This is a genomic window from Streptomyces canus 299MFChir4.1 (genome assembly GCF_000383615.1).
Classification (GTDB): Bacteria; Actinomycetota; Actinomycetes; order Streptomycetales; family Streptomycetaceae; genus Streptomyces; species Streptomyces canus_C.
Genome location: NZ_KB911583.1, coordinates 293,369 through 318,471, shown reverse-complemented (window position 1 = coordinate 318,471; position 25,103 = coordinate 293,369). Strand labels below are relative to the sequence as shown.

Annotated in this window: 22 protein-coding genes and 3 pseudogenes; 11 read left to right on the top strand and 14 right to left on the bottom strand. The window is 71.0% G+C overall.

What is annotated here, in order from left to right:
- Positions 1-654: 654 nt before the first annotated feature.
- From H293_RS0105510 to H293_RS61575, 3 genes are all read right to left on the bottom strand, one after another.
- A complete protein-coding gene (locus tag H293_RS0105510) occupies positions 655-1,005 on the bottom strand; it encodes a GNAT family N-acetyltransferase (protein ID WP_020116883.1) in 351 nt (116 codons plus the stop codon).
- Positions 1,006-1,044: 39 nt separating this feature from the next.
- Positions 1,045-1,464, bottom strand: coding sequence for an aspartate 1-decarboxylase (gene panD, locus H293_RS0105505; protein WP_020116882.1), 420 nt, complete (start codon positions 1,462-1,464; stop codon positions 1,045-1,047).
- A gap of 433 nt (positions 1,465-1,897) precedes the next feature.
- The gene (locus H293_RS61575; protein ID WP_397895336.1) at positions 1,898-2,287 is read right to left on the bottom strand and encodes a short-chain fatty acyl-CoA regulator family protein; all 390 of its coding nucleotides are present in this window, start codon (positions 2,285-2,287) and stop codon (positions 1,898-1,900) included.
- A gap of 12 nt (positions 2,288-2,299) precedes the next feature.
- On the opposite strand from H293_RS61575, the pseudogene H293_RS54520 reads away from it, so the two are divergent.
- A pseudogene (locus H293_RS54520) lies at positions 2,300-2,644 on the top strand (LLM class flavin-dependent oxidoreductase); the annotation flags it as partial.
- A gap of 21 nt (positions 2,645-2,665) precedes the next feature.
- On the opposite strand, the gene H293_RS0105495 reads toward H293_RS54520, so the two are convergent.
- Complete coding sequence (locus H293_RS0105495; protein WP_020116881.1) at positions 2,666-3,046, bottom strand: DUF2267 domain-containing protein; 381 nt, start codon at positions 3,044-3,046, stop codon at positions 2,666-2,668.
- A gap of 459 nt (positions 3,047-3,505) precedes the next feature.
- On the opposite strand from H293_RS0105495, the gene H293_RS0105490 reads away from it, so the two are divergent.
- From H293_RS0105490 to H293_RS0105475, 4 genes and pseudogenes are all read left to right on the top strand, one after another.
- Positions 3,506-4,930, top strand: coding sequence for an NAD-dependent succinate-semialdehyde dehydrogenase (locus H293_RS0105490; protein WP_020116880.1), 1,425 nt, complete (start codon positions 3,506-3,508; stop codon positions 4,928-4,930).
- A gap of 1,139 nt (positions 4,931-6,069) precedes the next feature.
- Positions 6,070-6,336, top strand: a pseudogene (locus tag H293_RS61330) (Hsp20 family protein); the annotation flags it as partial.
- Between the two features lie 181 nt (positions 6,337-6,517).
- Positions 6,518-7,177, top strand: a complete 660-nt coding sequence (locus H293_RS0105480; protein ID WP_020116878.1) for a hypothetical protein — start codon at positions 6,518-6,520, stop codon at positions 7,175-7,177.
- A gap of 31 nt (positions 7,178-7,208) precedes the next feature.
- On the top strand, positions 7,209-7,571 hold the full coding sequence (locus H293_RS0105475) for a hypothetical protein (protein WP_020116877.1): 363 nt from the start codon (positions 7,209-7,211) through the stop codon (positions 7,569-7,571).
- 297 nt (positions 7,572-7,868) lie between these two features.
- Here the strand turns inward: H293_RS0105475 and H293_RS0105465 are convergent, their stop codons facing one another.
- The 5 genes from H293_RS0105465 to H293_RS0105445 all read right to left on the bottom strand — a co-directional run bounded on the left by H293_RS0105465 (position 7,869) and on the right by H293_RS0105445 (position 14,101).
- The gene (locus H293_RS0105465) at positions 7,869-8,531 is read right to left on the bottom strand and encodes an SDR family oxidoreductase (RefSeq protein WP_020116875.1); all 663 of its coding nucleotides are present in this window, start codon (positions 8,529-8,531) and stop codon (positions 7,869-7,871) included.
- Between the two features lie 174 nt (positions 8,532-8,705).
- On the bottom strand, positions 8,706-11,174 hold the full coding sequence (uvrA, locus tag H293_RS0105460) for an excinuclease ABC subunit UvrA (protein ID WP_020116874.1): 2,469 nt from the start codon (positions 11,172-11,174) through the stop codon (positions 8,706-8,708).
- Between the two features lie 349 nt (positions 11,175-11,523).
- Positions 11,524-12,681, bottom strand: coding sequence for an NAD(P)/FAD-dependent oxidoreductase (locus tag H293_RS0105455; protein WP_020116873.1), 1,158 nt, complete (start codon positions 12,679-12,681; stop codon positions 11,524-11,526).
- Positions 12,678-12,875 carry a ferredoxin gene (locus H293_RS0105450; RefSeq protein ID WP_020116872.1) on the bottom strand — a complete coding sequence of 66 codons (198 nt, stop codon included), beginning with the start codon at positions 12,873-12,875 and terminating at the stop codon, positions 12,678-12,680. The genes H293_RS0105455 and H293_RS0105450 overlap by 4 nt, the downstream gene beginning before the upstream one ends.
- A 41-nt stretch (positions 12,876-12,916) precedes the next feature.
- Positions 12,917-14,101: a cytochrome P450 gene (locus tag H293_RS0105445; RefSeq protein ID WP_020116871.1), complete on the bottom strand. Its 1,185-nt coding sequence runs from the start codon at positions 14,099-14,101 to the stop codon at positions 12,917-12,919.
- Between the two features lie 502 nt (positions 14,102-14,603).
- Here H293_RS0105445 and H293_RS0105440 point away from each other — a divergent pair.
- The gene (locus H293_RS0105440) at positions 14,604-15,272 is read left to right on the top strand and encodes a TetR/AcrR family transcriptional regulator (protein ID WP_078612526.1); all 669 of its coding nucleotides are present in this window, start codon (positions 14,604-14,606) and stop codon (positions 15,270-15,272) included.
- Between the two features lie 650 nt (positions 15,273-15,922).
- Here the strand turns inward: H293_RS0105440 and H293_RS0105430 are convergent.
- The 3 genes from H293_RS0105430 to H293_RS49130 form a co-directional block, all read right to left on the bottom strand.
- On the bottom strand, positions 15,923-16,513 hold the full coding sequence (locus H293_RS0105430) for a TetR/AcrR family transcriptional regulator (RefSeq protein WP_020116868.1): 591 nt from the start codon (positions 16,511-16,513) through the stop codon (positions 15,923-15,925).
- A 128-nt stretch (positions 16,514-16,641) separates the two neighbouring features.
- Positions 16,642-17,199: a helix-turn-helix domain-containing protein gene (locus H293_RS61570; protein WP_078612524.1), complete on the bottom strand. Its 558-nt coding sequence runs from the start codon at positions 17,197-17,199 to the stop codon at positions 16,642-16,644.
- Between the two features lie 352 nt (positions 17,200-17,551).
- Complete coding sequence (locus H293_RS49130) at positions 17,552-17,878, bottom strand: hypothetical protein (protein WP_020116867.1); 327 nt, start codon at positions 17,876-17,878, stop codon at positions 17,552-17,554.
- A 69-nt stretch (positions 17,879-17,947) separates the two neighbouring features.
- Here H293_RS49130 and H293_RS0105420 point away from each other — a divergent pair, with 69 nt between their 5' ends.
- The 4 genes and pseudogenes from H293_RS0105420 to H293_RS0105405 form a co-directional block, all read left to right on the top strand.
- A complete protein-coding gene (locus tag H293_RS0105420; protein WP_020116866.1) occupies positions 17,948-18,658 on the top strand; it encodes a YqjF family protein in 711 nt (236 codons plus the stop codon).
- Positions 18,655-19,293, top strand: coding sequence for a hypothetical protein (locus H293_RS0105415; protein WP_020116865.1), 639 nt, complete (start codon positions 18,655-18,657; stop codon positions 19,291-19,293). Before H293_RS0105420 ends, H293_RS0105415 begins: the two co-directional genes overlap by 4 nt.
- A 267-nt stretch (positions 19,294-19,560) precedes the next feature.
- Complete coding sequence (locus H293_RS0105410) at positions 19,561-20,133, top strand: hypothetical protein (protein ID WP_020116864.1); 573 nt, start codon at positions 19,561-19,563, stop codon at positions 20,131-20,133.
- Between the two features lie 175 nt (positions 20,134-20,308).
- Positions 20,309-20,623 (top strand): annotated as a pseudogene (locus H293_RS0105405) (PP2C family protein-serine/threonine phosphatase); the annotation flags it as partial.
- A 25-nt stretch (positions 20,624-20,648) separates the two neighbouring features.
- Here H293_RS0105405 and H293_RS0105400 read toward each other — a convergent pair.
- The gene (locus H293_RS0105400) at positions 20,649-22,553 is read right to left on the bottom strand and encodes an ABC transporter ATP-binding protein (RefSeq protein WP_033415239.1); all 1,905 of its coding nucleotides are present in this window, start codon (positions 22,551-22,553) and stop codon (positions 20,649-20,651) included.
- A gap of 150 nt (positions 22,554-22,703) precedes the next feature.
- Between H293_RS0105400 and H293_RS0105395 the strand changes: the two genes are divergently transcribed.
- Complete coding sequence (locus H293_RS0105395; RefSeq protein WP_020116861.1) at positions 22,704-23,678, top strand: lysylphosphatidylglycerol synthase transmembrane domain-containing protein; 975 nt, start codon at positions 22,704-22,706, stop codon at positions 23,676-23,678.
- 16 nt (positions 23,679-23,694) lie between these two features.
- On the opposite strand, the gene H293_RS0105390 is transcribed toward H293_RS0105395, so the two are convergent.
- The gene (locus H293_RS0105390; RefSeq protein WP_020116860.1) at positions 23,695-24,939 is read right to left on the bottom strand and encodes an NAD(P)/FAD-dependent oxidoreductase; all 1,245 of its coding nucleotides are present in this window, start codon (positions 24,937-24,939) and stop codon (positions 23,695-23,697) included.
- Positions 24,940-25,103: the final 164 nt, after the last annotated feature.

Sequence of the window (25,103 nt, the reverse complement as noted above, 5' to 3'; positions counted from 1 at the left end):
TGGACTACTCCCCGCGTACCCGCAAGGCTTCCCGCCAGTCACCCACCCGCGTGATGAGCAAGGTCCGGGTGGGGGTGTGGGGCGTGCGGCTCGGGGGGCTTGGCGTAGGGCGACGAGGGCTTGGAGAGCGGCGGCGACGGCAGCGGTGCCTGAGGCGGGCTTCGGCGCTGTGGTGCGCGGCACTGTGGGAGGGCTTCGGCGCTGTGGTGCGCGGCACTGTGGGAGGGCTTCGGCGCTGTGGTGCGCGGCACCGGGCTGATCACGCCGGCGAATGGACTCGGCATGTCGCCCCGGTGTGCCGCACCCTGAGTGCCGCACCCTGAGTGCCGCACCCTGAGTGCCGCACCCGCAGGAAGGCTTCCCCGCCGTAGCAGCACCGGTCTGAATCCGCCGCCCCACTAACTCGGCATGACGCCCCGGTGTGCGCATTCGAGGGTCGACTGCCGCCGTGCATACGGCACGGGCCTCAACACGCCCCCCGCGAACCCGGCATGACGCCCCGGTGTGCCACACCCGGCGGGAGTCTTGCTGACGCGGCAGCCGATCACGCCGCCGCTCGAACTCGGCATGGCGCCGGGACACCGCACCGCTCCGGCCGCGTCTCTTGCTGTTCGGCCGGCGGCGGCCACAGGGCCGGCGCCGGTGTCGCCGGGGTCAGAAGCCCTCGGGGTGGGCCGCCAGCCACCGCTTCGCCGCGTGGAGGAGTTCCGGGGCAGCGGCAGGGGCCTCGTCCGGGTGGCGTTCGGCCCACTTGACGACGTAGGGGCACAGCGGGGCGACCGGGATGCCCTCCGCCGTCGCGATGCCGTAGAGCTCGCGGGCCAGGGAGCCCGCGATGCCCTGTCCCTCATGGGCCGGTTCCACGATGGTGTGGACCGGGACCAGGGCGCGCTCGGGCGATTCGAGGACGAAGTACTGGATGTGGCCCACGACTTCACCTCCCCCGGAACCGAACGCCTCCAGGCGTCCTGCCTGTCGGTCGTCACGGATCTCAATGTCGCTCATGGGCACGCTCCTGGTCCGAAGGTCGTCGAAGCAGCTGGGTCAGGCCGACACCGCCTGCGGGCTGCGCTCCTGATCCGAGCCCGGAACCGGCTCGGACGGGTCGGCCCCGAGGGCGACGATGCGGTTGTCGGCGTCCACGTGCACGACCCTCGGTTCGAGTGCCCGCGCCTCGGCGTCGGTCACTTGAGCGTAACTGATGATGATCACCAGGTCGCCGGGGTGGACGAGATGGGCGGCGGCACCGTTGATCCCGACCACTCCCGAGCCTCGCTCGCCCTCGATGACGTACGTCTCCAACCGGGCGCCGTTGGTGATGTCGACGATATGGACGAGCTCACCGGGCAGCAGATCGGCCGCATCGAGCAGATCCGCGTCGATGGTCACCGATCCCACGTAGTGCAGGTCGGCCTGGGTGACGGTGGCTCGGTGGATCTTGGACTTGAACAGGGTACGAAGCATTCAGCACTCCCGAAATTCGCTCCCTGCCTGCTTTTTGCAGGTCAAGGGCTGTTATTCAAGGCTAACAGCGGCTCACTCGCCGGTGGGCACCGAGTAGCCGTCGTCCGATGCACGCTGACCGCTTGCTGAGTTTTCTGACACCTCGCCAGCCAAGGGCCCAAGGCCGCTCCACAGCGATTCCGTCGCACTCTCAAGCAACAATTGAGATCAGAATACGGATCTCGGTGCCGCAAGCGCAGCGAGATCTGCATCACGTCTCACGTCGGCGGAGCAGGGAAGTGACGGAACCGGCACCGGGATTCCGTCGGGCGGCATGCCCGTCACACACGTCATATCGGCTCTTCGGTTGCCTGGCCCGAGCAGAAGCGCCGTACGAGTTGGTGCGGTTTGACCGTCGCCACTGGGCGTTTCAGGTCTTGACATCGGTCACCGGCTACGGCACGAAGGTGCTGGTGTTCTGGTCGATCCGGAGTGGGTGGCCGAGGGGCGGTGCGGCGCGCTGCGGGAGGTCGAGGCGTTCGCAGACGCGGCAGCCCGGGCCGACGGGGGTTGGTCGCGGCGGAGTCGGTGAGGTCGAGGCCATCGGAGCCGCGTAGTCGACCAGGGTGATCGGCAGGGGCTCCGAGACCGGAAGCCTTGCACGCTCGGCCGCGGTCTCCGTTGGCCGGTCCCGGTCGCCCCGCCCTCGCAGGATCGCCTCCCGGTTGTCCTTGCCGGTCTCCCGGTGGCGGGTGCGCTGGTGCGTCGTGCCGATTCCCGGGGTGATCGCGGGCGAGCCGGATGTGGCCGGACAACTCACGGCAGGCGCGCGACGCACGGCCACGTACCCGAGGGGATGAGCGCCGAGGAAGTCTTCGCCGAATGCCGGGCGGCCATATCCCGGCGGCGGGATGACCGTTGGCGCCATCACGCCTCTGGAAGGCTTCGAAGGGCCGGTGCCGTCCCTGGCGGGCACATCGGGCGGATCCAGCAGGCCGAGCGCGCCGGCTTCGCCTCGGTGTGGGGCCGTGACGTGCCGCTGCTGGACCCGAGCTTCGGGGACTCCGGGCAGGTCTTCGACCCGTCGGTGTACCTGGGGCGGTTCAGTGCCCGCACCACAGCGATCACACTGGGGACCGCCGGCAGCGTCATGCCCCTGCGGCATCCCTTGCACACCGCCAAGGCGGCCGCCTCGGTGGACCAGCAGTCAGGCACCCCGCAGTCACCCGGCGGATTCGAGGGCCTGGGAGAAGTCCGTTCCGAGCTGCGACATCAGGTCGTTGAACTCCTTCTCGCTGATCGCCTCCCGGAGCAAGGCCAGTACGGTCCGCACGCCCCTGTCGGCTTCCTCCTCCTTGAGCATGGTGCGTTCGGCCACGCGCCGCACGCTGTCGTAGTGGCCGAAACGCTCGATGCGGTCCGTGGTTCCCCGGCGCACCGCCTCCGCGAGGCCCTTTGGGAGCTCGATGATCAGGTCCCTGGCTTCCCCGGGGCTCAGCCTGTGGGCCAGCGTCTCAAGCGTGGCCCAGGTCAGGTCGGCCGCCTCCTGCCGGCTCAGTCCGGTGCGCTCGGCGACGGTATGTGCGAATTCCTGCTCATCCATGCGTCGTCCTCCTTGGCTGCCGTGGTGCGACAAATGGTGCGGACCCCAGCAAGCCTGCCACGCCGCCCCGGCCCGCGCCCTCGCACGGACGCGGGTGACCACGACCACCCACACCTTTGGCGCCTCCGCGCTCCATGGTGTGCAGGGCCTCGCCGGCCAGGTTGATCTCGTCGTATTGCACACAGGCAATGAGCCACGCCATGAGAGCGCCGACGTAGCCGAACTTCGACCGCGAACGGTGGGGCAGCCCCAGCTGCGGGCCTGGGCCGCGAACGGTGGGAGGGACCAGATGAGGTTGCCGCCCTCGGTGAGGCCGATCGGTTCCCAGTGCCGGTGCGGCGCTCAAGTGTTCGCATGGAGGACCCAGGTGCCACAGCTTGCCGTGGCATGGGACGAATCAGCACGTGTGAGCGGGTCCGGGCGGGGAAACCCGAGGTGCCCCGACTCCAGGGAGGCGTCATGGACGCCCATGTCACTGCCCAGGGAAGCCCCATCGCCACGGTCAACCCGTACACCGGTGAAAGGGTTCGTGAGTTCGCGGCGCTGAGCACGGAAGACGTAGGGCGCGCGATAGACGCGGCGCACTGTAGCTTTCCGAACTGGCGTGCCCGGTCGACGGCCGACCGGGGAGCCCTCGTGAACCGCGCCGGCCGGCTCATGAGGGAGCGCAAGGAGGAACTGGCGCACCTCCTGACCCTTGAGGTCGGCAAGCTGATCAACTCGAGCCGTGCGGAGGTCGACCTCGCGTCCGACATCCTCACCTACTACGGCGAGCACGGCCCCGAGCTGCTGGAAGAACGGCCCCTGCCGGTGCCCGAGGGCACGGCCGTGCTGGTGAACGAGCCGGTCGGCGTCCTTCTCGGTGTGATGCCCTGGAACTTCCCGCTGTATCAGGTCGTCCGATTCGCGGGTCCGAACCTCGTCCTCGGCAACACGATCCTGCTCAAGCACGCGAGCAGCTGCCCCCAGTCCGCCCTGGCAATCGAGCAGCTGTTCACGGATGCGGGTGTGCCGAGCGGGGTCTACACCAATCTCTTCGTGCGGGGCAGAGACGTCGGGAAAATCATCGATGACTCTCGTGTGCAGGGAGCGTCACTGACCGGAAGCGAGCGGGCGGGCGTGAGCTTGGGCGAGATCGCCGGCCGCAATGTCAAGAAGTCCGTCCTCGAGCTGGGTGGCAGTGATCCCTTCGTCGTGCTGGACGGTCACAACCTAGAGCGCACCGTGTACGCCGCGTTCCTCGGCCGGATGGGCAACACCGGGCAGTGTTGCGTTGCGGCCAAGCGCTTCATCGTCCTTGCCGACGTCTACGACGCCTTCCTCACCGGGCTGCGTGACCGGATGAGCGAGGTGCAACCGGGAGATCCGGTCGACCCCGCCACCACGCTCGGCCCGCTGTCCTCCGAGGCCGCGGCCGAACTCCTGATGGAGCAGGTCCGTGACGCGGTGGACAAGGGAGCCACGGTGGTGCTGGGCGGCGGGCGGCCCGACCTGCCGGGTGCCTTCGTCGAGCCGACCCTTCTCACCGACGTCACACCGGACATGCGGGCCTACCGGGAAGAGCTCTTCGGCCCCGTCGCCACGGTCTACCGGGTCGCCGACGAGGACGAGGCCGTGGCACTGGCCAACACCTCCCCCTACGGCCTGGGAGGCGCGGTCTTCGCCGCCGACCCGGAACGTGCTCGCGGAGTCGCGGACCGGCTGGAGGCGGGCATGGTATGGATCAACCACCCGACCGCGTCCCGACCGGAGCTGCCCTTCGGCGGCATCAAGCGCTCCGGGTACGGGCGCGAACTCGGCGACGTGGGCATCGTGGAATTCGCGAACCGCAAGCTCGTGCGCTACGTGGACGCCGACGCCCCGATCGAAGAAGTGCTGGGCTGACCTACGAACCGGTCGACCGCGCTCTCCATGGCGGGCCGGGTGCGGGAGCGGGAGCGGGAGCGGGACAGGCTGCGTTCGAGCGGCTGCAGCAGCGGCTCGCCGGACGCGGGACGACTCCCCCAGGCACCGCGGGGAATGGCCGGCGCACTTCACGGCCTGAGACCTGACCTGGTCGACCGAGGCGATGACCTGACCGGCCGGCCGTTCGGGCGGCGCTGGAGGCGTCGTTCGCGCACCGCGGACTGGCGGCGCCTGACGTTGACGCCGGATTGGCCGGCGTGGACGGCGGCCGGGGTGGAGGGGTTGTGCTTCAAGCGGCCGAGGAGTGGACACGGTCCCCAGCGCGATCCGGGGCATCGTCGGGCCGCCCTGCGGATGCCGGGACGGCCGACCGAAGCGGTCCTCGACCAGCGCGGGAAGTCCAGTGAGCCCGTGCGGTCCGCGGGTGACGGCTTCCTCGCCGCCACCCGAGGCAGCGGCGTCGGCCATGAGCGCGTGAACGGCTCGCTCGTAGCCCAGCTCAGCCGCGGTCCCTTCTCTCGTACTCGTGGGGCGACCGGACCTGTGCATTCCTGACTCGCCAGACGCAGGCGTGGAGCCACCCTGTTCGTCACCCTGGGGAGTGCTCGAGACTCCCCGTGCGCACCGGTAGGAACCCGGTGTGGGCCACCTGGTGCGGCCCCTGCCGCATGGTCAGCCCCGCGCCCTCGGACGGGTCGCCCGCGACCTCGCCGGCGGATCAGGGCGAGACGCTCGTCGGCAAGGCCGGCGCGGCACCGCGCACATCCTGCGTTCGTGGGTCGAGCAGGCGATGGCGGCCGGCGAACCACTGCAGGAGGGTGAACACGATGGACCACCGCGGCAGCCCCCGGAAGCGCGGAAGAGAACTGCATTTCCCAGGTGCGAACCATGAGCTCCTCTACCGAAGCAGGCACGTTCGCCCGGCCGGTCCGCCCCGCCGGGTGAAGAAGGCGGCCTGCCGCGAACCCACGAGGAGACGGGGATGAAGGGCGACGGTCATGCCCTGCGGAGCCACCGCAGGGGCGGAACAACGGAGCGGCGCCTCGGGTGGGCCCACGATCCGCTGACTGAATTCGGCGAACTGGTCACTCAGATGAGCGGATTGCTTCGAGTCCACGGTGGGGCGGCGCCGCGTCCGCCGCCGCGAGGACCCCCACTCGCGGACGTCACAGAGACCGACGACGCCTGCGAGGTCGGGACCTGACTCCCTGGGGTCAAGGGCAAAGGACGTCGACGTCGAGGCCAACGGACAGGACCTGGTGGTCAACGGAGAGATCAAGGAAAAGGAGCGCAAGGGCGTCCTGCGCCACGGCACCCGCCGGACCGGTGCCTTCGAGTACCGGCTGAGACTGCCCGGAGAGGTGGACGCCGAGAAGGTCCCAACGGCTATGTCGGCCGATGTGCTCACGGTCACCGTCCCCGAGGCGGAGGTCAGCAAGCCCCGTCACATGGATCAGAGCCATGAGGTGACCGAAACGGGTTTCTCCTCTTTCGACACCATGGTCCACGAAGTGACCGTTCGGCCTCTCCGGACGATGAAGAACACATCCCGAGCCGGGAGGAACGATGCGGAACCGGACACTGAGCAAGATCGGCACACAGCTGTTGCGTCTGCGCCACGACTCGTCGCAGAGCTCACAGGACCGGGCGGCGCCGGCCGGCTACGGACTGGACCACAGGCAGGTCGCCGAATTCGTCGCCGGCACCCTGGACGCGGAGGGCGAGGCGGCGCTCGCCCATCAGGTGGCGCGGCTGCTGCCCTTCCACTGGACCTGGCCCCACCGGGTCGCGGAGGCGATGTCGCGGATCACGGACCACTTCGGTGATCAGCGTGAGCTGATGGCCTGGCTGGATCGGCACCCCGGCCTGCCACGGCTGGTGGCCCGCCTGTACGTCTTCATGGGCCTCCTCGACCAATACAGCGCGGTGCCCGCGGTCGTGACCGCGATGCGTGAGTACCGGGAGCGGACACCGTATCCGCCGGGCCTGGAGCCCTACCTGGTGCCTGCCACCGATGACGACACGCTCGCGAGCATTGCTTTCAAGGTCGAGAAACTGCTCGCCGAGGAACGGACCCGGGAGGCCGTCGAACTGGCACTGGCCACTGCGGCATGGCTGCAGCAGATCGCGCCGCGCGCCCGCGAACTCGCTCCTGAGGTCGGCGACTTGGACGAGCTGATGGGGCAGGCGCGGCAGGACATCCGGGCGGCAGCAGCCGACATCTGAGCGCGACTGTTTCGATGGGGCGGTGAACGGCATGACGGTGAAACTGAACGCGAGGGCGTTCAACCACGCAAGGAAACTGACCGAAGAGGGCCGGATCGTCCTGGACGACCGGGACGAGTGGAGCGAGCACCGGCCTTCGGCAGCGGACGAGAATGCCTACCTCGAGGAGCACGGATTCCACGAGTACGCCAGGTGGTACCTGGGCATCGATGACGAGATGGGCGAGGAGACCAAGGGCCGGTACAAGTTCCCCTACGGCGATTTCGATCGCGCCCACCGCTGCGGTGTGCTCTCTGCCGAGGTACGCGCCGCACAGCAGAAATACGCGGACATCGAGAACGCCGCCGCGCACCTGCACGGACTGCTGGACGGCAGGCGGGCCGGGAACCGGTGACAGCGCCGGAAAAAGTGCACCCTCACCCGGCCCCCGGCGACGGGTCGTCCAGTAGCGCTGGGCGTCGCGGGGAGTGTTGTGATCGGCGGCGGGGCCGCTGCGGTGCCCGGAGCCGTCCTCATCGCCGGGTCAACCCGACCGTCATGAATCACGACTGCCGCGACCGGTGCCGGATCGGCCGTGACCGCCAGAGAGCCGCGCAACGCGACTACGACGGCCCCGGCACCTTCGCTCACAACTGCTTCGAGGGCCGGGTGTGAGTCATGACCCGCACCCGGGCGACGGCGGAATGCGGCGTCAGCCGCCGGCCACGGCGCGCACCGCCTCCTCGACCGGGGTGGACCCGCTGATCAGCTCGAGAATGCGCCCGGCGGTCCTGGGCTCGTGGAACAGGGCGGCGAGCACCGCGGCCACGTCGTCGCGCGGCACTTGGCCGCGGTCGGTGTGCTCGGCGAGCGTGACGCGGCCGCTGCCGGGGTCGTCGGTCAGAAGCCCCGGGCGCAGAATCGTCCAGTCCAGTCCCGGACGGGAGGCGATGTCGGCGTCCGCCTCCGCCTTGGCCTTCAGGTAGGCGGCGAACACCGGGTCGGTGCCGGGCGGCGGTGGGCTGTCCACACCCATCGCGGAGATCACCAGGAAGCGGCGCACCCCGGCGCGCTCGGCCGCGTCGGCAAGGAGGATGGCCGCGTTCCGGTCCACCGTCTGCTTGCGGGCCGCGCCGCTGCCGGGTCCGGCGCCTGCGGCGAACAGTGCCGCGTCGGCGCCGCCGAGGTGGCCGGCCACCTCGTCCACCGAGGCGCGCTCCAGATCGCACACCACCGGTTCCGCGCCGTCCGCGCGCAGGTCGTCGGCGTGGTCCGGGTTGCGGATCAGCCCTGTGACGTTGTCGCCGCGCGCCGAGAGCAGCCGGGTCAGCCGGCGCGCGATCTTTCCGTGTCCACCCGCGATCACAAAGTGCATGGGGTCATTCAGTCACAGGCAACCGCTCACGCCGGGCTGCGGGACTGCCGCGGCAGGTCGGGTCCCCCGGTTGCCGCAAAGTCGTCGTACTCGCGCACCGCGCTGGTGCGCGAGACCACCCGGCCACCGGGTCGCGCCGCAGGTGCCCGGGGATTCGGGATCGCGATTGTGTCGTCAGGAGCGCGCGAGCCGGGCCGCGAGATAGGGCGCGGTGGCGCTGCGGCGGACCCTCGCCACCTTGGCCGGCGGCCCCGCCGCGACCACCCGACCGCCCGCGTCGCCGCCGCCCGGCCCGAGGTCGACGACCCAGTCGGCGGTGGCGATCGTGTCCAGGTCGTGCTCGACGAGGACGACCGTGTTGCCGGCGTCGACGAGCCGGTGCAGCTGTCGCAGCAGCAGCGCGATGTCCGAGGGGTGCAGCCCGGCCGTCGGCTCGTCGAGAAGGTAGAGCGCGTGCCCGCGGCGGGCTCGCTGCAGTTCGGTCGCCAGTTTGATGCGTTGCGCCTCACCGCCGCTGAGTTCCGTCGCGGGCTGGCCCAGCCTCAGGTACCCCAGTCCCACCTCGCGCAACGTCTCCAGACTGCGGGAGGCGGCCGGGACGGCGGAGAGGAACTTGGCGGCGGCGTCGACGGACAGCGCCAGTACTTCCGCGATGTTCTTGCCCTGGTAGGTGACTTCCAGCGTTTCGGCGTTGTACCGGGCGCCGTGGCAGGTCGGGCACGGCGCGTAGGTGCCGGGCAGGAACAGCAGTTCCACCGCGACGAACCCCTCGCCCTGGCAGGTCTCGCAGCGCCCTTCGGGCACGTTGAAGGAGAAGCGCCCGGCCGAGTAGCCGCGCGCCCTGGCCTCGTCCGTCGCCGCGTACAGCTTGCGCACCGCGTCGAACATCCCCGTGTACGTGGCCAGGTTGGACCGGGGAGTCCGGCCGATGGGCCGTTGGTCGACCAGGACCAGCCGGTCGAACGACTCGACCCCCGACGCGTCCTGGACGTCGATCTCCAGCTGCGCCTCGTCGGGTTCCTCGGGTGCGAGTCCGAGGTGGCCGCGGACGACCTCGGCGAGCACCTGCGTCACCAGCGTCGACTTCCCGGAACCGGACACGCCCGTCACCGCCGTCAGTACGCAGAGCGGTACGTCGACGGACACGTCGCGCAGATTGTGGCGGGAGACGCCGCTCAGGTGCAGCCAGCCGTGCGGTGTGCGCGGGCGGTGGTCGAGCGGCTGGGCGCGCCCGAACAGGTACTGGCTCGTGGCCGACTCCTCCACCCGCTCAAGACCGGCGACCGGGCCGCTGTACAGCACGCGTCCGCCGCCCTCGCCCGCGCCGGGGCCGATGTCGACCACCCAGTCCGCCCGCCGTACGACGTCCATGTCGTGCTCCACGACGAACAGCGAGTTGCCCGCCGCCTTGAGGCGGTCCAGCACGTCCAGCAGCGGTTCCGCGTCAGCCGGGTGCAGGCCCGCGGAGGGTTCGTCGAGGACGTAGACGACGCCGAACAGCCCCGAGCGCAGCTGGGTGGCGATCCGCAGGCGCTGCGCCTCGCCGGGCGACAGGGTCGTGGAGCGGCGCCCGAGGCTGAGATATCCGAGGCCCAGGTCGAGCAGTACGTCGATCCGCGCGATCAGATCGCCGCAGATCCGGACCGCGACCTCGGTCGTCTCCCCGGATCGGGCGGTCGACGTGGTGGCGTCGGCCTCGGACCGCCCGGCGATGGGCCGCAGCAGCTCCACGACCTCGGTGAGCGGCATCGCGTTGATCTCGGCGATGGAACGTCCGGCGAAGGTCACGGCGAGCGCCTCGGGCCGCAGTCCGCTGCCGTGACACTCGGGGCAGGGCACACTCCTGACGAACCGGAGCGCCCGTTCGCGCATCTTCTCGCTCTTGGAGTCGGCGAGGACGTGCATGACGTGCTTGCGGGCGCTCCAGAACTTGCCCTGGTAGCCGTAGTCGATGCGGTCCTCCTCCGGCTCGATGTACACGGAGGGCTGCTCGTCCGTGTACAGCAGCCAGTCCCGGTCCTTCTTCCTGAGCCTGCGCCACGGTCGGTCGATGTCGATCCCCAGGCCGTTCACGACACTGCGCAGGTTGGCGCCCTGCCAGGCGCCCGGCCAGGCGGCGATCGCCCCCTCGCGGATGCTCAGCGAGGGATCCGGGACGAGCAGGTCCTCGGCGACGTCGTGCACGACGCCCAGTCCGTGGCAGTTCGGGCAGGCGCCGGCCGCGGTGTTGGGTGAGAACGACTCGGCTTCCAGCCGTGCGGCCCCGGGCGGATAGGTGCCGGCGCGGGAGTACAGGATGCGCAGCAGATTGGACAGCGTGGTGATGGTGCCGACAGTCGAGCGCGAGCTGGGCGACCCGCGTCGCTGCTGCAGGGCGACGGCCGGTGGCAGTCCGGTGATCTCCTGCACGTGCGGTGCGCCGACCTGTTGCAACAGCCGTCGGGCGTACGGTGCCACGGACTCGAAGTAGCGCCGCTGGGCCTCCGCGTAGAGCGTGCCGAAGGCCAGCGAGGACTTGCCCGAACCGGAGACGCCGGTGAAGGCGACCATCGCGTCCCGCGGAACGTCGACATCGATATTCCGCAGGTTGTTCTCGCCGGCGCCCCGGACATGCACGAAGGGGTCGGTCGCGTCCTCGTTCACCGTTCCTGAGTACCCGATCGCGCCGGAAACCGCGCGACGGACGCCGTCAACCGGGCCATCGTTCGGCTGAAGCCCTATGAAGCCCCCCGCCGCGAGGCGACCGCCCTTCGCCCCCCTCTCGATCGGCCTCGCCATTGCGCAGGCCGCAACCCACCATCATGACGATCTCAACCGCCCGTACGGCGGCATTCATCAACCGCGTGGCCGAAGGCCGGGTCGTCGACGGGACCGTCTGACTGACGCCCTGCCGGACTGTCTTCCGGTTGTTCTGTCCGGCCGCCGCGACCTGTTCTCTTGGCTTCGGCCGGGCGGAACGTGACCTGACAGCGCGTCTGTGTGTTTGCCGCCGTCACGGTGCCGGCGGCAGCGAGGTGGCGGCCAAGGCCCGTAGTGCGGCGACCGGTTTGCGCAGTCCGTAGGCGACCGCCGTCGACGTTCCGTCGGCATGGCTCCAGGTCAGCAGTGCGCGTCCGTCGGCCACGCTGCCCTGCACCGTGCTCGGTTCACCGAGGAGCGGCAGACGGCCGACGATCTTGACGGTGAGACCGGCGACCTCGGTCCAGAAGTAGTCGTCCTGCGCTGATCCCGGCGGAGGAAGACCGAGTGCCGAGGCCGCCGCGGTCCTGGCCTGGGCGACGGCGTTGGACCAGAAGGGCGCACGCCGGTCGGGCTGTGTGCCGTGGCCGCGAAGGTAGGTGACGTCACCGGCGGCGAACACGCCGGGCACGGTGGTGGCGCAGGCATCGTCAATGCCGACGCCGAGGCGGCCGGCGAGGCCGGTTCCCGTCAGCCAGCCGACGCACGGTACTTCTCCGGCGCAGGTGACCACCAGGTCCGCGGTGAGTTCGGTGCCGTCCGGAAGCGCCACGCCGCCCACGGGGTCACCGGTCAGGGTGGCGAAGCCGGTGGCCTGTACGAAGCGGATGCCGTGTGCTGCGGCACGTGCGGTGATCTCGGCGGACAGGTGGTCGCCGAGGATGCGTTCCAGCGGCCGGTCGGTGTCCACGACGGTCACCGGGATGCCGCGGGCGGCGCAGGCGCTGGCCACCTCCATGCCGAGGAAACCGGCGCCGAGCACGAGCGCCGAACCGGCGTCCGCCAGGCGGGCGCGGAGCAGGCGGGCGTCCTCCAGGGTGCGCAGGACGAGTTCGCCCCGCTGTCCGGGGGCGGCGAGCCGGCGGGCCTCCGCGCCGGTGGCGACGATCAGCGCGTCGTAGTCGATCCGGCGGCCGTCGGCGGTTGTGACGGTGCGCCGGCGGGTGTCGGCGGCGACGGCGGGCGAGCGGATGATGTCGGCGTCGAGGCCGTCGAGGGCCAGGCCCAGGGTCTGGTCGGCGGATGGGTCCTTCAGGACCACCTTGGACAGGGGCGGGCGGGAGTACGCGCCGTGCTCCTCGGCACCGATCAGTGTGACCGGTCCGGTGTGGCCGAGGGTGCGCAGGTGGCGTGCGGCGGTGGTGCCGGCGAGTGACTCGCCGACGATGAGCACCGGGCGGGGTGCGGTCACGACAGGACTCGCAGGGCGGCGACCGGGCAGGCGTTGACGGCCGCGCGGGCGGCAGGCTGACGCTCGCCGGGGACGTCGGTGCCCTCGAAGCGGTAGGTGAGTTCGGCGTCGTCGTCCAGGCTGAAGATGTCAGGGGCCTGGTCGGCGCACAGGCCGTGGCCTTCGCAGCGTGGATAGTCGACGGAGATCTTCATGGTGTTTTCCTCAGCTGTCCTCGAACGGGCGAGCGGCGGGTTCAGGCGGGGATGAGTTCGAGCGGCAGGCGCTCAAGGCGGTGGATGACGTTGTTCAGGGCCCACTCGGGTACACCTGTCACCTCGATGCGGTCGACCCGTTCGACCAGGGCGCGCAGGATCGCGGAGGTCTCCATGCGGGCCAGGCCCTGGCCGGCGCAGCCGTGGGTGCCCTGCCCGAAGCCGAGTTGACGGGCGGCGTCGCGGCGGATGTCGAAGGTGTCCGGGTCGTCCCACTCGAGCGGGTCGCGGTTGGCGGAGCCGTAGAGGACCAGCACCCGGGAGCCCTTGGGGAGAGCGATGCCGGCGAGTTCCGTGTCGTGGGCGGCGGTCCGCGAGAAGGCCCGGATCGGAGATTCGTAGCGGACGACCTCGTTGACCGCTTTCGGGACGAGGTCCGGGTTCGCCTTCAACAGGCGCCACTGTTCGGGGTGAAGGGCGAACAAATACAGGGCACTTGAGATGGCGCTGATGGTGGTGTCCAGGGAGGGCGCCAGGTAGTCGATCATCATGGTGGCGCACTCCGCGGGCATGATCTGGCCCTCGTCGGCGGCGCGCAGCAGGTCGTGGCCCATGCTGCCGTCCAACGCGGACCGGTCGCGCACGACACCGCGCGCGTAGCGCAGCATGCCGAGGGACGCGGGAAGCGTGCGCGCCGCCTGGCAGTTGAGCGGGCCCAGGGCGTCGAAGGTGGCGCCTGCCCAGCGCAGCAGGTGCTCACGGCCCTGACGGGGCCAGCCAACCAGGTCGGGGACGACGGACATCGGCAGCGCCGTGGCGACCTCGACGGCATCGACCGTCCGGCGGGCCACGGCGTCCTCGACAACGGCGGCGGACTGCTGGTCGACGGTGTCCTTCATCGTGCGCAGCGCCCGGGGAGTAAGGCGGTGCGCGAGGAGGGAACGGCGGCGAGCGTGGTCCTCACCGTCGCTGAACAGGGTGGTGCCCTGGCCCACGCGGTTGGCGACGGGGTTGAGGGCGACGCCACCGGAAGAGACGAAGGTGTCGTCGTCCAGCAGCACTTGCTTGCACTCGGCATAGCGCGGCAGGGCGTAGACCTTTTGCTTGCTCAGCCACACCACGGGGCCGAGTTCACGCAGTGCGGCGTAGTGCGGATAGGTGTCGCGGATGGCCGACGCCGAATACAGGTCGGGGTGGTAGACGGGGATCTCCGTACGCATGGGCATGAGGAGCCCTCCTGAAGGAGCCGTGAGAGAGCGGAGGATGACGGTGCGCGGGGGGCGGGCGGGTCCATGGACGGCTGGCGGAGCGCAGCCTGGGTGGTGCTCGCTCCTCATCCGTCTACACACAAACGGGCGGCGTCAGCCCGACAGCTTCGTAATGATGAAATACTCAAGCTTGATGGAATGAAGCGTCAAGGGTTACGGCGGAATTAAAACGATGAAACCATCAGAACTGCCGATACTCACAGACAGCGGTGTCGGTGAGGTAACGGCCTCCGACGGGGATGACGTCCGGGACGACACAGTCCGGACGCAGCGGGACGACCTCCGCCCGGCCGAAACGTGGCCCTCACGACCTCGACGACGGCGGGACGTCGAGGCGGGTGCGCCGTCCGGCTTACGGATCGGAACCCGAAGTCGCCCCCCTGGCATGGGTGCTCGCGGCGGGAATATGATGGATTCATCAGGACTGCGATCGCCATCGCCCGGCGGTTACAATCGGCGCATGTCTACGTCAGCCCCACCCAGCAACCGGTTCGAGCGGCGCCGCGCCGAGACCCGCAGGGCTCTCGTGCGAGCGGCCCGGCAGATACTCGCCGAAACCGGGGACACCAGCGCCAGCATCCAGGCGATCGCCGAGCGCGCCGACGTGGGCTTCGGCTCCTTCTACAACCACTTCGACTCCAAGACGGAGCTGTTCGAGGCGGCGGTGGTGGACGCCATGGAAGAGTACGGCCAGAGCTTCGACGAGCGCCTTGCGGGCATCGACGACCCTGCGGAACTCGTCGCGGCGGGCTTCCGACTCAGCGCCCTCATGGCCGACTCGCACCCCGAGCTGATGCAGGTCCTGCGCCGCCGCGGCCTCGGCCACATCCACTCGGACAACGGCCTGGTCCGGCGAGCCCTGCGCGACATCGAGGCGGGCCTCACGTCCGGCCGCTTCACCCCCCTCGATCCAGTGGTCGCCCTGACCGCACTGGGCGGCACCCTGCTGGCTCTGGTGGAGATGAGATTCGCCCGCCCCGACCTGGACGGTGACAAGGCCGCGGTGAACCTCGCCGAGATGGTCCTGCGCATGCTGGGCGTCCCACCGGACGACGCCCATGAGGTCGCCCGGCGCCCCCTCCCCGCACCCACCTCACCGGCCACCCCCGCGCGGCCCACCGGAAGCTGACCGACGGGCCGGGGAAGGCGCCCGGTCGCCTCCCGCTCAGCGGTGTGGGCTGGTAGGCACAGCCCTCTGCAACGTTCCGCGGTGTCAGGACCCTGCGAACGTCCTTGCAGGCGATGCGGTGTGCGGCCGCCGCCGGGAAACGCGGGCACTCCAGCCGACGGCACCGTGGTCGTCAGCGGCTTCGCCTCCTAGCAGTCGTCGTCAGCCAGCCGCTCCCCCGCAGACACCATTCCCCAAGGGCGTCGCCACGCCCGGGCCGAAGACCCGACTCTTACGGCTGGTAGGCCGGAGCGGGGCGCCCGCCCGCCACGCTCCGCAGGGTGCCGGGGCAGACCTTTATGGCTTACCCCGCGGAGCGCCCGATCGCCAGAACCTGGCCAAGCTGGAGGCGCACGCCCTCCTCACGGCACTTCTGGCACGGGTGCGCCGGTTCGAGATCGGCAAGCCCGAGTTCATCGTGAACAACACCCTGCACGGGCTGAGCAGGCTTCCCTGCCGGATCGTCACCTGAGCGTGCCGCACGGCCGAACGATCCATTATGACCACCTCAAACGGCTGCACCCACTACGAACTGGCCGGCCCCGAGGACGGCGACCTGGTCGTGGTGTCAGCCGGCCAGCGAACCCGAAGGGGCCGGGCCGAGGCCGGAGCTATTCCTTCCTCTCGGCGAGAGTCAAGAGGTGCTCGCCGGTCAGACGCAGTACTTCACGACTGTCCTCGCCGTTGCGGTCGACCAGCCAGCAAAGGATGAGGCCGTCCAACACCGCGTTGAGATAGCGCGCAAGGACCGGTACAGGAACAGTCCAACGGATCCCCTCGGCCTCGGCGGCCTCCATGAGGAGCCCCTGATGGACTTCCAGGTAACTCTGGTACTGCCGACGAGCCAGTTCCTCGAAGCCGGCCTGCCGCAAGGCGTAATGCGTGAGTTCATAGGTCACCTGGTGCTCTCCTGGGCCGCGTTCCACACCGTCCCAGAACGCGCCCAGGCTCTTGGAGACCCTCAGACCGAGGTCGCCACCCTCCTGGAGGGCATTCCGCGCCGCGTCGGCACTTCTGGCGGTGAAGCGAGTGAGGACCTCCTGCAGGAGTTCTTCCCGGGAGCTGAAGCAGTAATGGAAAACGCCCAACGGCATCTTCGCTTCGTTGACGATCGCGCGCGTTGTCGCTTTCGTCACTCCGTCGCGGACCATGACTCGGAACGCCGCCGCAATCAGCTCTTCCCGTCGGTCCTTTGCCGCCATACGAGCCATGCGGTTCGTTTTCCCCTGTGAGTCGAGACGCCTGCTCACACGCAGTGTAGCGCAGCGTCTTGGACGAGCGACCAACATGCGGCTGAGGGTGAGCGGCGGTCGAGTCCGGCCGGGAAGCGTCATCGGATGCTTCCCGCACAGGTCGCGTCGCAGTACCGGAGCCGTCTGGGGATCCGGCAGTTCGCACACGGCCTTGCAGCGATCAGGCCCGGACAGCAACACCCCGATGCAGCCGCTACCGACGGCGCCTCGACGAGACTGCTGGACAAAGCCAAGAGGATGAGCGGACGCATTTCCCCCGGGGTGCGGCCCGGCTCCGGAAGATGGGCGACTTCGGCGATCGTCAGATGCCGGGAGCTTGGATCGGCGAGCACCTGTCGAGCCCTGTCGAGCCGCTGTTCGAGTATGTACCGGGAGGGGCTCACCCCGGTTGGTCGGAAGATACGGCCGAGGTGCCGCGCGGACACGCCGATCGCCTCGGCGACCCGCCCCGCGCTCAACCCGGGGTCGGCAAGATGGCGGGCGACGCGGAGCCGCCGCCGTGCCGCCGCGAGCGTACGGACGAGGTCCAGCACGGTGGCCTGGGTGCTGATCGGGTTGGCGCCGCCCCGCCCCGTGACACATTCGGCCAGAACCGCCTCCAGAGCAGAAGCCCGGACACCTCGTCGGTCGCCCATTGCGCGGTGAACACATCTCGGGGATGTTCACCAGCAGCTGACGCATGGGAGAGGGGAACCCGAACAGACAGGGCCGCCGCGTCTGTCAGCAGTGTGTGCGCGCCCCTCGGCTTTTCGGTGTGCGGCCGCCGCGAGCCAACGCCTACCCGCTGGGCGCCACACATCAGTCGCGTCGGTGATCAGCGCCGAGCGGCAGGGCGCTCCCACTCGGAAGGTCCCCGGGCAGTCCCGTGGTTCGGGCCGCCCGCGCTTTTTACGTCGAGTGCACAAGTCGCGGCGCCCGCCCGCATGGTGACGGCGTACACGCACTGCAGTTTGCACCAGCTGATTACTCCGGGTTTCGGTCTGTTCTTCATCGGCCCTGTTGCGCACCCGTCGCGAGCAGTCCGTTGACCACGAGCGTCGCCAGCGCCTCCGCCGTATCCGTCAAGTGCCGAGACGAGGCGGGCTCGGGCCTGCCCAGGCGCCGCTCCAGAGGGCCGTCCACCATGCCCGAGACGGGCGGAATGACGGCGAAGAACAGCACGTCCATCGGGACGGGCGCCATGCGTCCGGAGGCGACGAGCCTCTCGATGCTGGGCGCCATGAGCTGAAGAGTGGGAACGATGTGCCGCTCGTACAGGTAGTCCAATCGTTCGGTGTCCCGGGACGACTCGTCGACGAGGATGCGTCCGATCAACGGAGTGTCCGCCGCGGCACGACCCCTGCCTGGGCGTTTCCGTCGTTCCCGGGTGGGGACTCGGCGGTCGTGGTGGCGTACGGAGCGGAGCAGCGCGTGCGGGTGCCGGCTGTGCGGGCGCGTTGGCTGCGGCAGACATTCGTGCACTGGCCCTTCCGGCCGGAGGCCGTGCAGTCCCTCCTGCCGCCGGAGCTGACCGTGGACGAGTACGACGGGGCCGCCTGGGTGGGATTCACTCCGTTCGTCATGGCGGACGTGCGCCCCGCGGGCCTCCCCGCCTCGGTGCGCGGGCTCCCGTCGTTCGCGGAGACCAACCTGCGGACCTACGCGCGACGCGAGGACGGGCGGGACGGGATCTGGTTCCTGTCCATCGAGGTGGCCTGCCCGCTGATGCTGGCGGCTCGTGCCGTCGGGGCGCCGTACCACCTGGGGCACCTGCGGGTGGCCACCGACGGCGCCACCGTCTCGTACGCGGGAGCGCGAGGGGCGCGCGGTGTGTCGTACCGGCTGCGCGTCCGTCCCGGCGACCCCCTTCAGCCGACCGAGCGGGACGTGTGGCTGACCTCGCGGTGGCGCGCGTACACGCGACGCCTCGGGCGTCTCTGGGAGACACCGGTGGAACACGAACCCTGGCCGCTGGCCGGTGCGGCCGTCGACGGGCTGGAGGAGACGCTGACCACCGCGGCGGGCCTGCCGGCCCCGCTCGACGGGCCCGTCGTGCACTTCTCCCCCGGGGTCGAGCACGTCCGGCTTGGGGTCTCCCGGACCTCTTCCCCATGAGCGGGCCGCCGGGCACGCGGTCCCACGGCGGGCGGCTGCGCTTCGACGGCTGGATCGCCGGCCTGGGCACGGCCTCCGGGACCCGGGTCGTGCTGGGGCACTGGCCCCGGTCGCCGTTCGGGCCGTTCAGCGACGTGATGCTGGAGCGGCCGGACGGCGAACGGCTGCTGCTCGCTCCCACCCGGGAGACGGCGGATTTCGTCAGCGGCACCTATGTCTTCGACACCGTGCGCGTCCTCCCGGTCGGCGTGCGCGTCACCGGTGACACCTGGAGGGTCATGGCAGGACCGCTCGACCTGCGTTTCACCGCGGGCCGCCGACGGCTTCTGGGGCTGCTGCTGTGCGCGGTGCCCGGCGTGCTCGCCCGGCAGCCGGCCTGGTGCGCGCTCACGGCCCTACCCGCCTCCGTGCTGCTGCCCGGCGTGCGCACCCGTGGCAGTGCGCGGGCGGGCCGCCGGGAGTGGTACGGAGCCCGGGACCTGCGGCCCGTCCACGCGGTGTCGGGGCGCTTCGAAGGCGTCGACCTCGGTCCGGCGGCACCGGTCGTCCCGCCCGTGCGCTTCGGGTTCGGGTCCGTACCGAGGCAGCCATCCCTCACCCGCGTCACCACAACCGTGGGCCTGACCCCGGAGTGACGACATCCGGGCAGGAGCACCCGGACGTCCGCGCGAGGCGCGGACCCATGAGCAGGACGAGCACTCGGTCAGCCGTGGCGGGCCCCGGAGCCCTCGGATTCGGGCCCGGGCCCGCCGGATCGGCCTCGGCGCCGCCCTGACCTCGCCGGCCGCGACCTGGTCCAGGCGCCGACGGGGCGGATCCGGCCGACGTTCGGGACAAAATGGTTGACCGGCCCGGCCGGGGCACTCGGAGACCGTCACCGGACTCGGCAGCCGGAGGGAATCATGAACACGACGGCACCGACCTCGCCCGACGGTCCGACGCGGCAGAGACGGCTGGTGATCTATCTCAACGACCACCTGGCCGGCGCGACGGCGGGCGTCGAACTCGCCGGTCGTATGGCTCAGGAGCACCGTGGCTCGCCCTACGGCGAGCCTCTGGAGAGCCTCAGGAAGGAGATCGCCCAGGACCGGCAGGCCCTGGTACGCCTCCTCGCCGACCTCGACGTCCCGGTGCGGCGCTACAAGACGTACGGGGCGTGGCTGGGCGAGAAGGTCGCGCGGATGAAGCCCAACGGCCGCCTGCTGCGCCGCTCCGGCCTGGCCCTGCTGGTCGAGCTCGAAGCGCTGCGGCTGGGAGCACAGGGCAAGGCCTCGCTGTGGCGCGGGCTGCTCGCCGCGTCGGCACAGGACTCGCGCCTGGACGCCGACCGGCTGGAGGAGCTGCTGCGCAGGGCCGTGCGGCAGATCAAGACGTTGGACGCGCTGCACGCGCGGGCCGCCACGGAGCTGCTGTTTCCGGCGAGGCGTCCGGACTCCGCGTCGGCGCCCGCGGCGGGGGCCGGCCCGACGACCTGAACTGCCGGTCCGCGCCCTGCAAGGCGGGGTGCCACGGGCGGCGCGTGGGTGCTTGCCCTGGCGGCTGAGGCGGACCTCGCGCGTCTGGCCGATTCCGTTTCTCCACATCCTTCACCGCGGTCACCCGCTGCCCCTCGTTGTCCGGGACAACCGCTGAACCGTCGAGCCGGCCTGCCCGCCCGCCGGGCCGATGGGCGCGAGCCTGGGGCTGACGATCGTCGTCAGCCGCCATCAGCTGGAGCCCGGCGACCGGCTGCTGCTGTACACCGACGGCATCGTCGAAGCCCGTGATGCCGAGGGGCGGCGGTTCGGCCATGAGCGGTTCACCGACTTCATCGTCCGCCACCGCTCCGGCCGCCAGACACTGCACGAGACCCTGGGCCGGCTGATGCACGCGGTCCTCGACCACCACTCCGGCCGTCTGGACGACGACGCCACCGTCCTGCTGACCGAATGGCGTGCGGGCCACCAGCACCGGCTCACGCCCTGACCCGGGGTCCGAGGCGGCCGTACGCCTAGGCCACGGCCTCGCCCGCCGCCGCGATCTCCGGCATCCCGCCGCCGTCCTGTGCGGTGAACTGGGTCCGGTAGAGCTCCGCGTACCGGCCGTCGAGGGCGAGGAGTTCCTCGTGGGTGCCCCGCTCCACGATCTGCCCGTCCTCGACCACCAGGATCAGGTCGGCCGTGCGGATCGTGGACAGGCGGTGGGCGATCACGATGGCCGTCCTGCCCTCCAGCGCCTCGGCGAGCGCCTCCTGGACGGCGGCCTCCGAGGTGTTGTCCAGGTGGGCGGTGGCCTCGTCGAGGATGACGACCCGCTGGCGCGCCAGCAGCAGCCGGGCGATGGTCATGCGCTGGCGTTCACCGCCGGAGAGCCGGTAGCCGCGCTCGCCGACCACGGTGTCGAGGCCGTCGGGAAGGGACCGTACGAGAGTGTCGAGGCGGGAGCGGCGCAGGGCGTCCCACAGTTCCGTCTCGCTCGCCTCGGGGCGGGCCAGGAGCAGGTTCGCGCGGACGGTGTCGTGGAAGAGGTGGCCGTCCTGGGTGACCATGCCGAGAGTGGCGCGCAGGGAGCCGGCGGTCAGGTCGCGGACGTCGACGCCACCGATGCGTACGGCGCCCTCGTCGACGTCGTAGAGGCGCGGCAGCAGTTGCGCGACGGTCGACTTTCCGGCGCCGGAGGAGCCGACGAGGGCGATGGTCTGGCCCGGTTCGGCGCGGAAGGAGACGCCGTGCAGGACCTCGGCGCCGCCGCGGGTGTCGAGGGAGGCGACTTCCTCCAGGGAGGCGAGGGAGACCTTGTCGGCGGAGGGGTAGCCGAAGCGGACGTCCTCGAACTCGACGGCGACCGGTCCTTCGGGAACCTCACGGGCGTCCGGCTTCTCCGCGATCAGCGGCTTCAGGTCGAGCACCTCGAAGACCCGCTCGAAGCTGACCAGCGCACTCATCACCTCGACACGGGCGCCGGCCAGGGCGGTGAGCGGGGCGTACATACGGGTCAGGAGCAGGGCGAGGGAGACCACGGCACCGGGTTCCAGGCTGCCGCGCAGGGCGAACCAGCCGCCGAGGCCGTAGACCAGGGCGAGGGCGAGGGCGGAGACCAGGGTCAGGGCAGTGATGAACACCGACTGGGCGGTCGCCGTGCGCACGCCGATGTCGGCCACCTGACGGGCGCGGGCCGCGAACTCCACGGACTCCTGCTCGGGGCGGCCGAAGAGCTTGACGAGGGTGGCGCCGGGTGCGGAGAAGCGCTCGGTCATGCGGGTGCCCATGGCCGCGTTCAGAGTGGCCGCCTCCCGCTGCATCCGGGCCATCCTGCTGCCCATGCGCCGGGCCGGGATCACGAACAGCGGGAGCAGCACGAGCGCGAGCAGGGTGATCTGCCAGGACAGGGTGAGCATCACCACAAGGGTCAGCAGCAGGGTGACCAGGTTGCTGACCACGCCGGACAGGGTGTTGCTGAAGGCGCGCTGGGCGCCGATGACGTCGTTGTTGAGACGGGAGACGAGCGCTCCCGTACGGGTACGTGTGAAGAACGCGACGGGCATGCGCTGCACATGATCGAACACGGCCGTGCGCAGATCGAGGATGAGCCCCTCCCCGAGCGAGGCCGACAGGCGTCGGGCGAGGATGCCGAGCGCCGCCTCGGCGACCGCGATCAGGGCGATGAGCAGGGCGAGGCGTACGACCTTGCTCTCGTCGTCGCCCGACACGATCGCGTCCACGACGTTCCCGGCCAGTACGGGCGTGGCCACGGCGAGCAGCGCGGTCGCCACCCCGAGCACGACGAAACGGGCGATTCGGGTACGGTGCGGGCGGGCGAAGGCGCCGATGCGGCGCAGTGTCGCGCGGGCGAACGGGCGACGTTCCTGCTCGGCGTTCATGACACTGTGCAGCTGTGTCCACGCTGTGGTCTCCATGCTCATGGGAGAGAACTTAGAACCTCAAGCGTTGTCGAGGTCAACGCCCGCACCTCAACAGCCCGACCGAAGGACTCGATGACCGCACGTAAGACCCTGGCCCCGCTTCCGCAACCCGCCGTTGGCGCGGCGGGGAAACCCTCTCCGGGTGTGACAGCGGTAGAACTCCCCCAGGGACGCCCTCTCCAGCGCCTCCCCGTCCGCCGTATCCGCCAGATCCTGTGTCTGGTCCCGCTCCTGCTGGTCACCGTCGTGGCGGTCCGGCACCGTTCCGTGCTCGTCGAGGGCTTCGGTCACCTGCGCAACGCCGAGTGGCCATGGCTCGCGGCCGCGACCGGCACCACCTGTCTGACCTGGGTGGCCGCCTCCTTCACCCGGCAGGGCGCCGTGGTGGCGCGACTGCCCCGGCGGCGACTGCTGGCCACCCAGTTCGCGGCGGGCGCGGCCAACCATCTGCTGCCGACGGGCCTCGGCGCCGGGGCGGTCAACCTGCGGTTCATGACCGTGTGCGGGGTTCCGCTCGCCCGCTCCTCGGCCGCGCTGGCCCTGTATCTGCTGGCGGAGTCGGTCGGCCGGCTCGCCCTGCTGACCGTGCTCTTCGTGGCCTTCCCGGAGGCGCTGCGGTTCGGCGCGCTGCTGCCCGACACGGCGGCGGGTCCGCTGTTGCTGGGCCTGGGCGCCGTACTGGTGACGGCCGTGGGTGTCCTCGCCGGTGTCCGCCGGGTGCGGACGGCGGTGGGCTCCTTCCTGCGGACCGCCCTGTGCGAGGCCCGCTCGGTGCACGCCATGCCGTCCCGGGCGTTCGCCCTGTGGGGCGGTTCGCTCGCCTTCCCGGCCCTCCAGGCGGCCGGTTTCGCCGCGGTGGGGCAGGCGCTGGGGCTGCCGGTGGCGCCCGTGCACATGGCCGTCGCGTATCTGGCAGCGACCTGCGCGGTGGCCCTGGTGCCCACGCCGGGCGGGGTCGGCTCGGTGGAGGCGGCCCTGGTGGTGGCGCTGGTGGCGGCGGGCGGTCCAGTGGCCGTGTCCACGGCGGTGGTGCTCGCCTTCCGGATCATCACGGTCTGGGTGCCGCTGGTGCCGGGGGCGCTGACGCTGGGTGCGCTGGTGCGGTTGAAGGTGATCTGACCGGCGGCCGGGTCGTTCACCGACCGCTCAGCGTCACCCGCACAGGGCCGCCCTCGGGATCGACCAGGTGGGTCCACCGTGCGCTCAGGACGAGGGGCCGGTACGGAAGTGCCCTGGCCAGGCGTTGGCGGTACAGCGTGCGGCCGTCCTGGGTGACCTGGAGGAGCGGGCGGGTCAAGGGGGCCGTCGTGCGCAGGATGTACGGCAGACCGTGCGGGAGACCGCTCTCGGCCGGGGCCGGGGTGACCCGGTTCGGGACGATCCAGCGCAGGGGCGGTGCCACCGCCAGGGGGACGCCGTCCTGGTGTTCGACTCCGGCCAGCGCCTCCAGCACGGCACCGGCCGCCTGCGCCCCCTCGCGGGTCGCGATCGCCGCGCTCTCCACGGGGTGCAGCACACTGCCGGCCGCGAACACGCCGGGCCGTGAGGTGCGCAGCGACCCGTCGACGGCCGGGCCCAGGGTGCCGGTGTCCAGGGTCAGGCCGCCGCGCCGGGCGAGTTCGTGATCGGGCACGAAGTCGCCGGTGAACACGACGGTGTCGCAGGGCAGTGCGGCCGTCCTGCCGTCACGGTGCCGTACGCGGACGCCCGACAGCCGTGCGTGTCCGAGGAGTTCGGTGACCGTGGTGCCGGTGAGGAGCGGAATCCCTTGCCGGAGGCGGGCGTCGGCGGCGCGGCTGGGTGTGGTCCGGGCGCGGGGCAGGTCCGTGAGCATGGCGACGACCACCGCTCCGGCGGCCCGTACGGTGGCGGCGGCCGCGTAGGAGACGTCCTCCGCGCCGACCACGACCGCGCGCTCCCCGATGTGCTGTTGGTGGAGGTGCACGGCCTGCTGGAGTTCGCCCGTGGTGAGGACTCCGGCGGGGCGGGTGCCGGGGACGAGCCGTGCGGAACGCGGGCGTTCGCGGGCGCCCGTGGCCAGGACGACCGCCCGCGCCCGGATCGTCTCCGGTCCGGCCGGGCCGACGGTGTGCAGCGACAGCGGGCCGGCCCAGTCGAGGGCGGTGACTCCGGTGCGTACGACGGCCCCGGCGCGCTCGGCGGCCGTGACGAGGAGTCGGGCGTAGGCGGGCCCGGTCAGGGGCCGCGACCAGCTGCCGTAACCGCCGTGAGCACAGTGCCGGGGCACTCCCCCGGCCTGCTGTTCCCGGTCCAGGACCTCGACCCGGCCCACCTGCGCGTCCGCCAACCGAGCGGCAGCCGTGAGCCCGGCGGGCCCGGCACCGACGATCAGGACGTCGACGTGGCGTACGGCGGTCATGGGCGGGTCCTCTCGGGGGGGCCGGGGGCCGGGGTTGTCCGCAGGGCGCCGGGGGCTGACCTTGCCCGCACGGCACCGAGGACTGGGCCTCCTCGCGCGGCACCGGAGGCCGGGGTCGTCCGCAGGACACAGGAGGCTGAGCCCGCCCGCACCGCACCGCACCG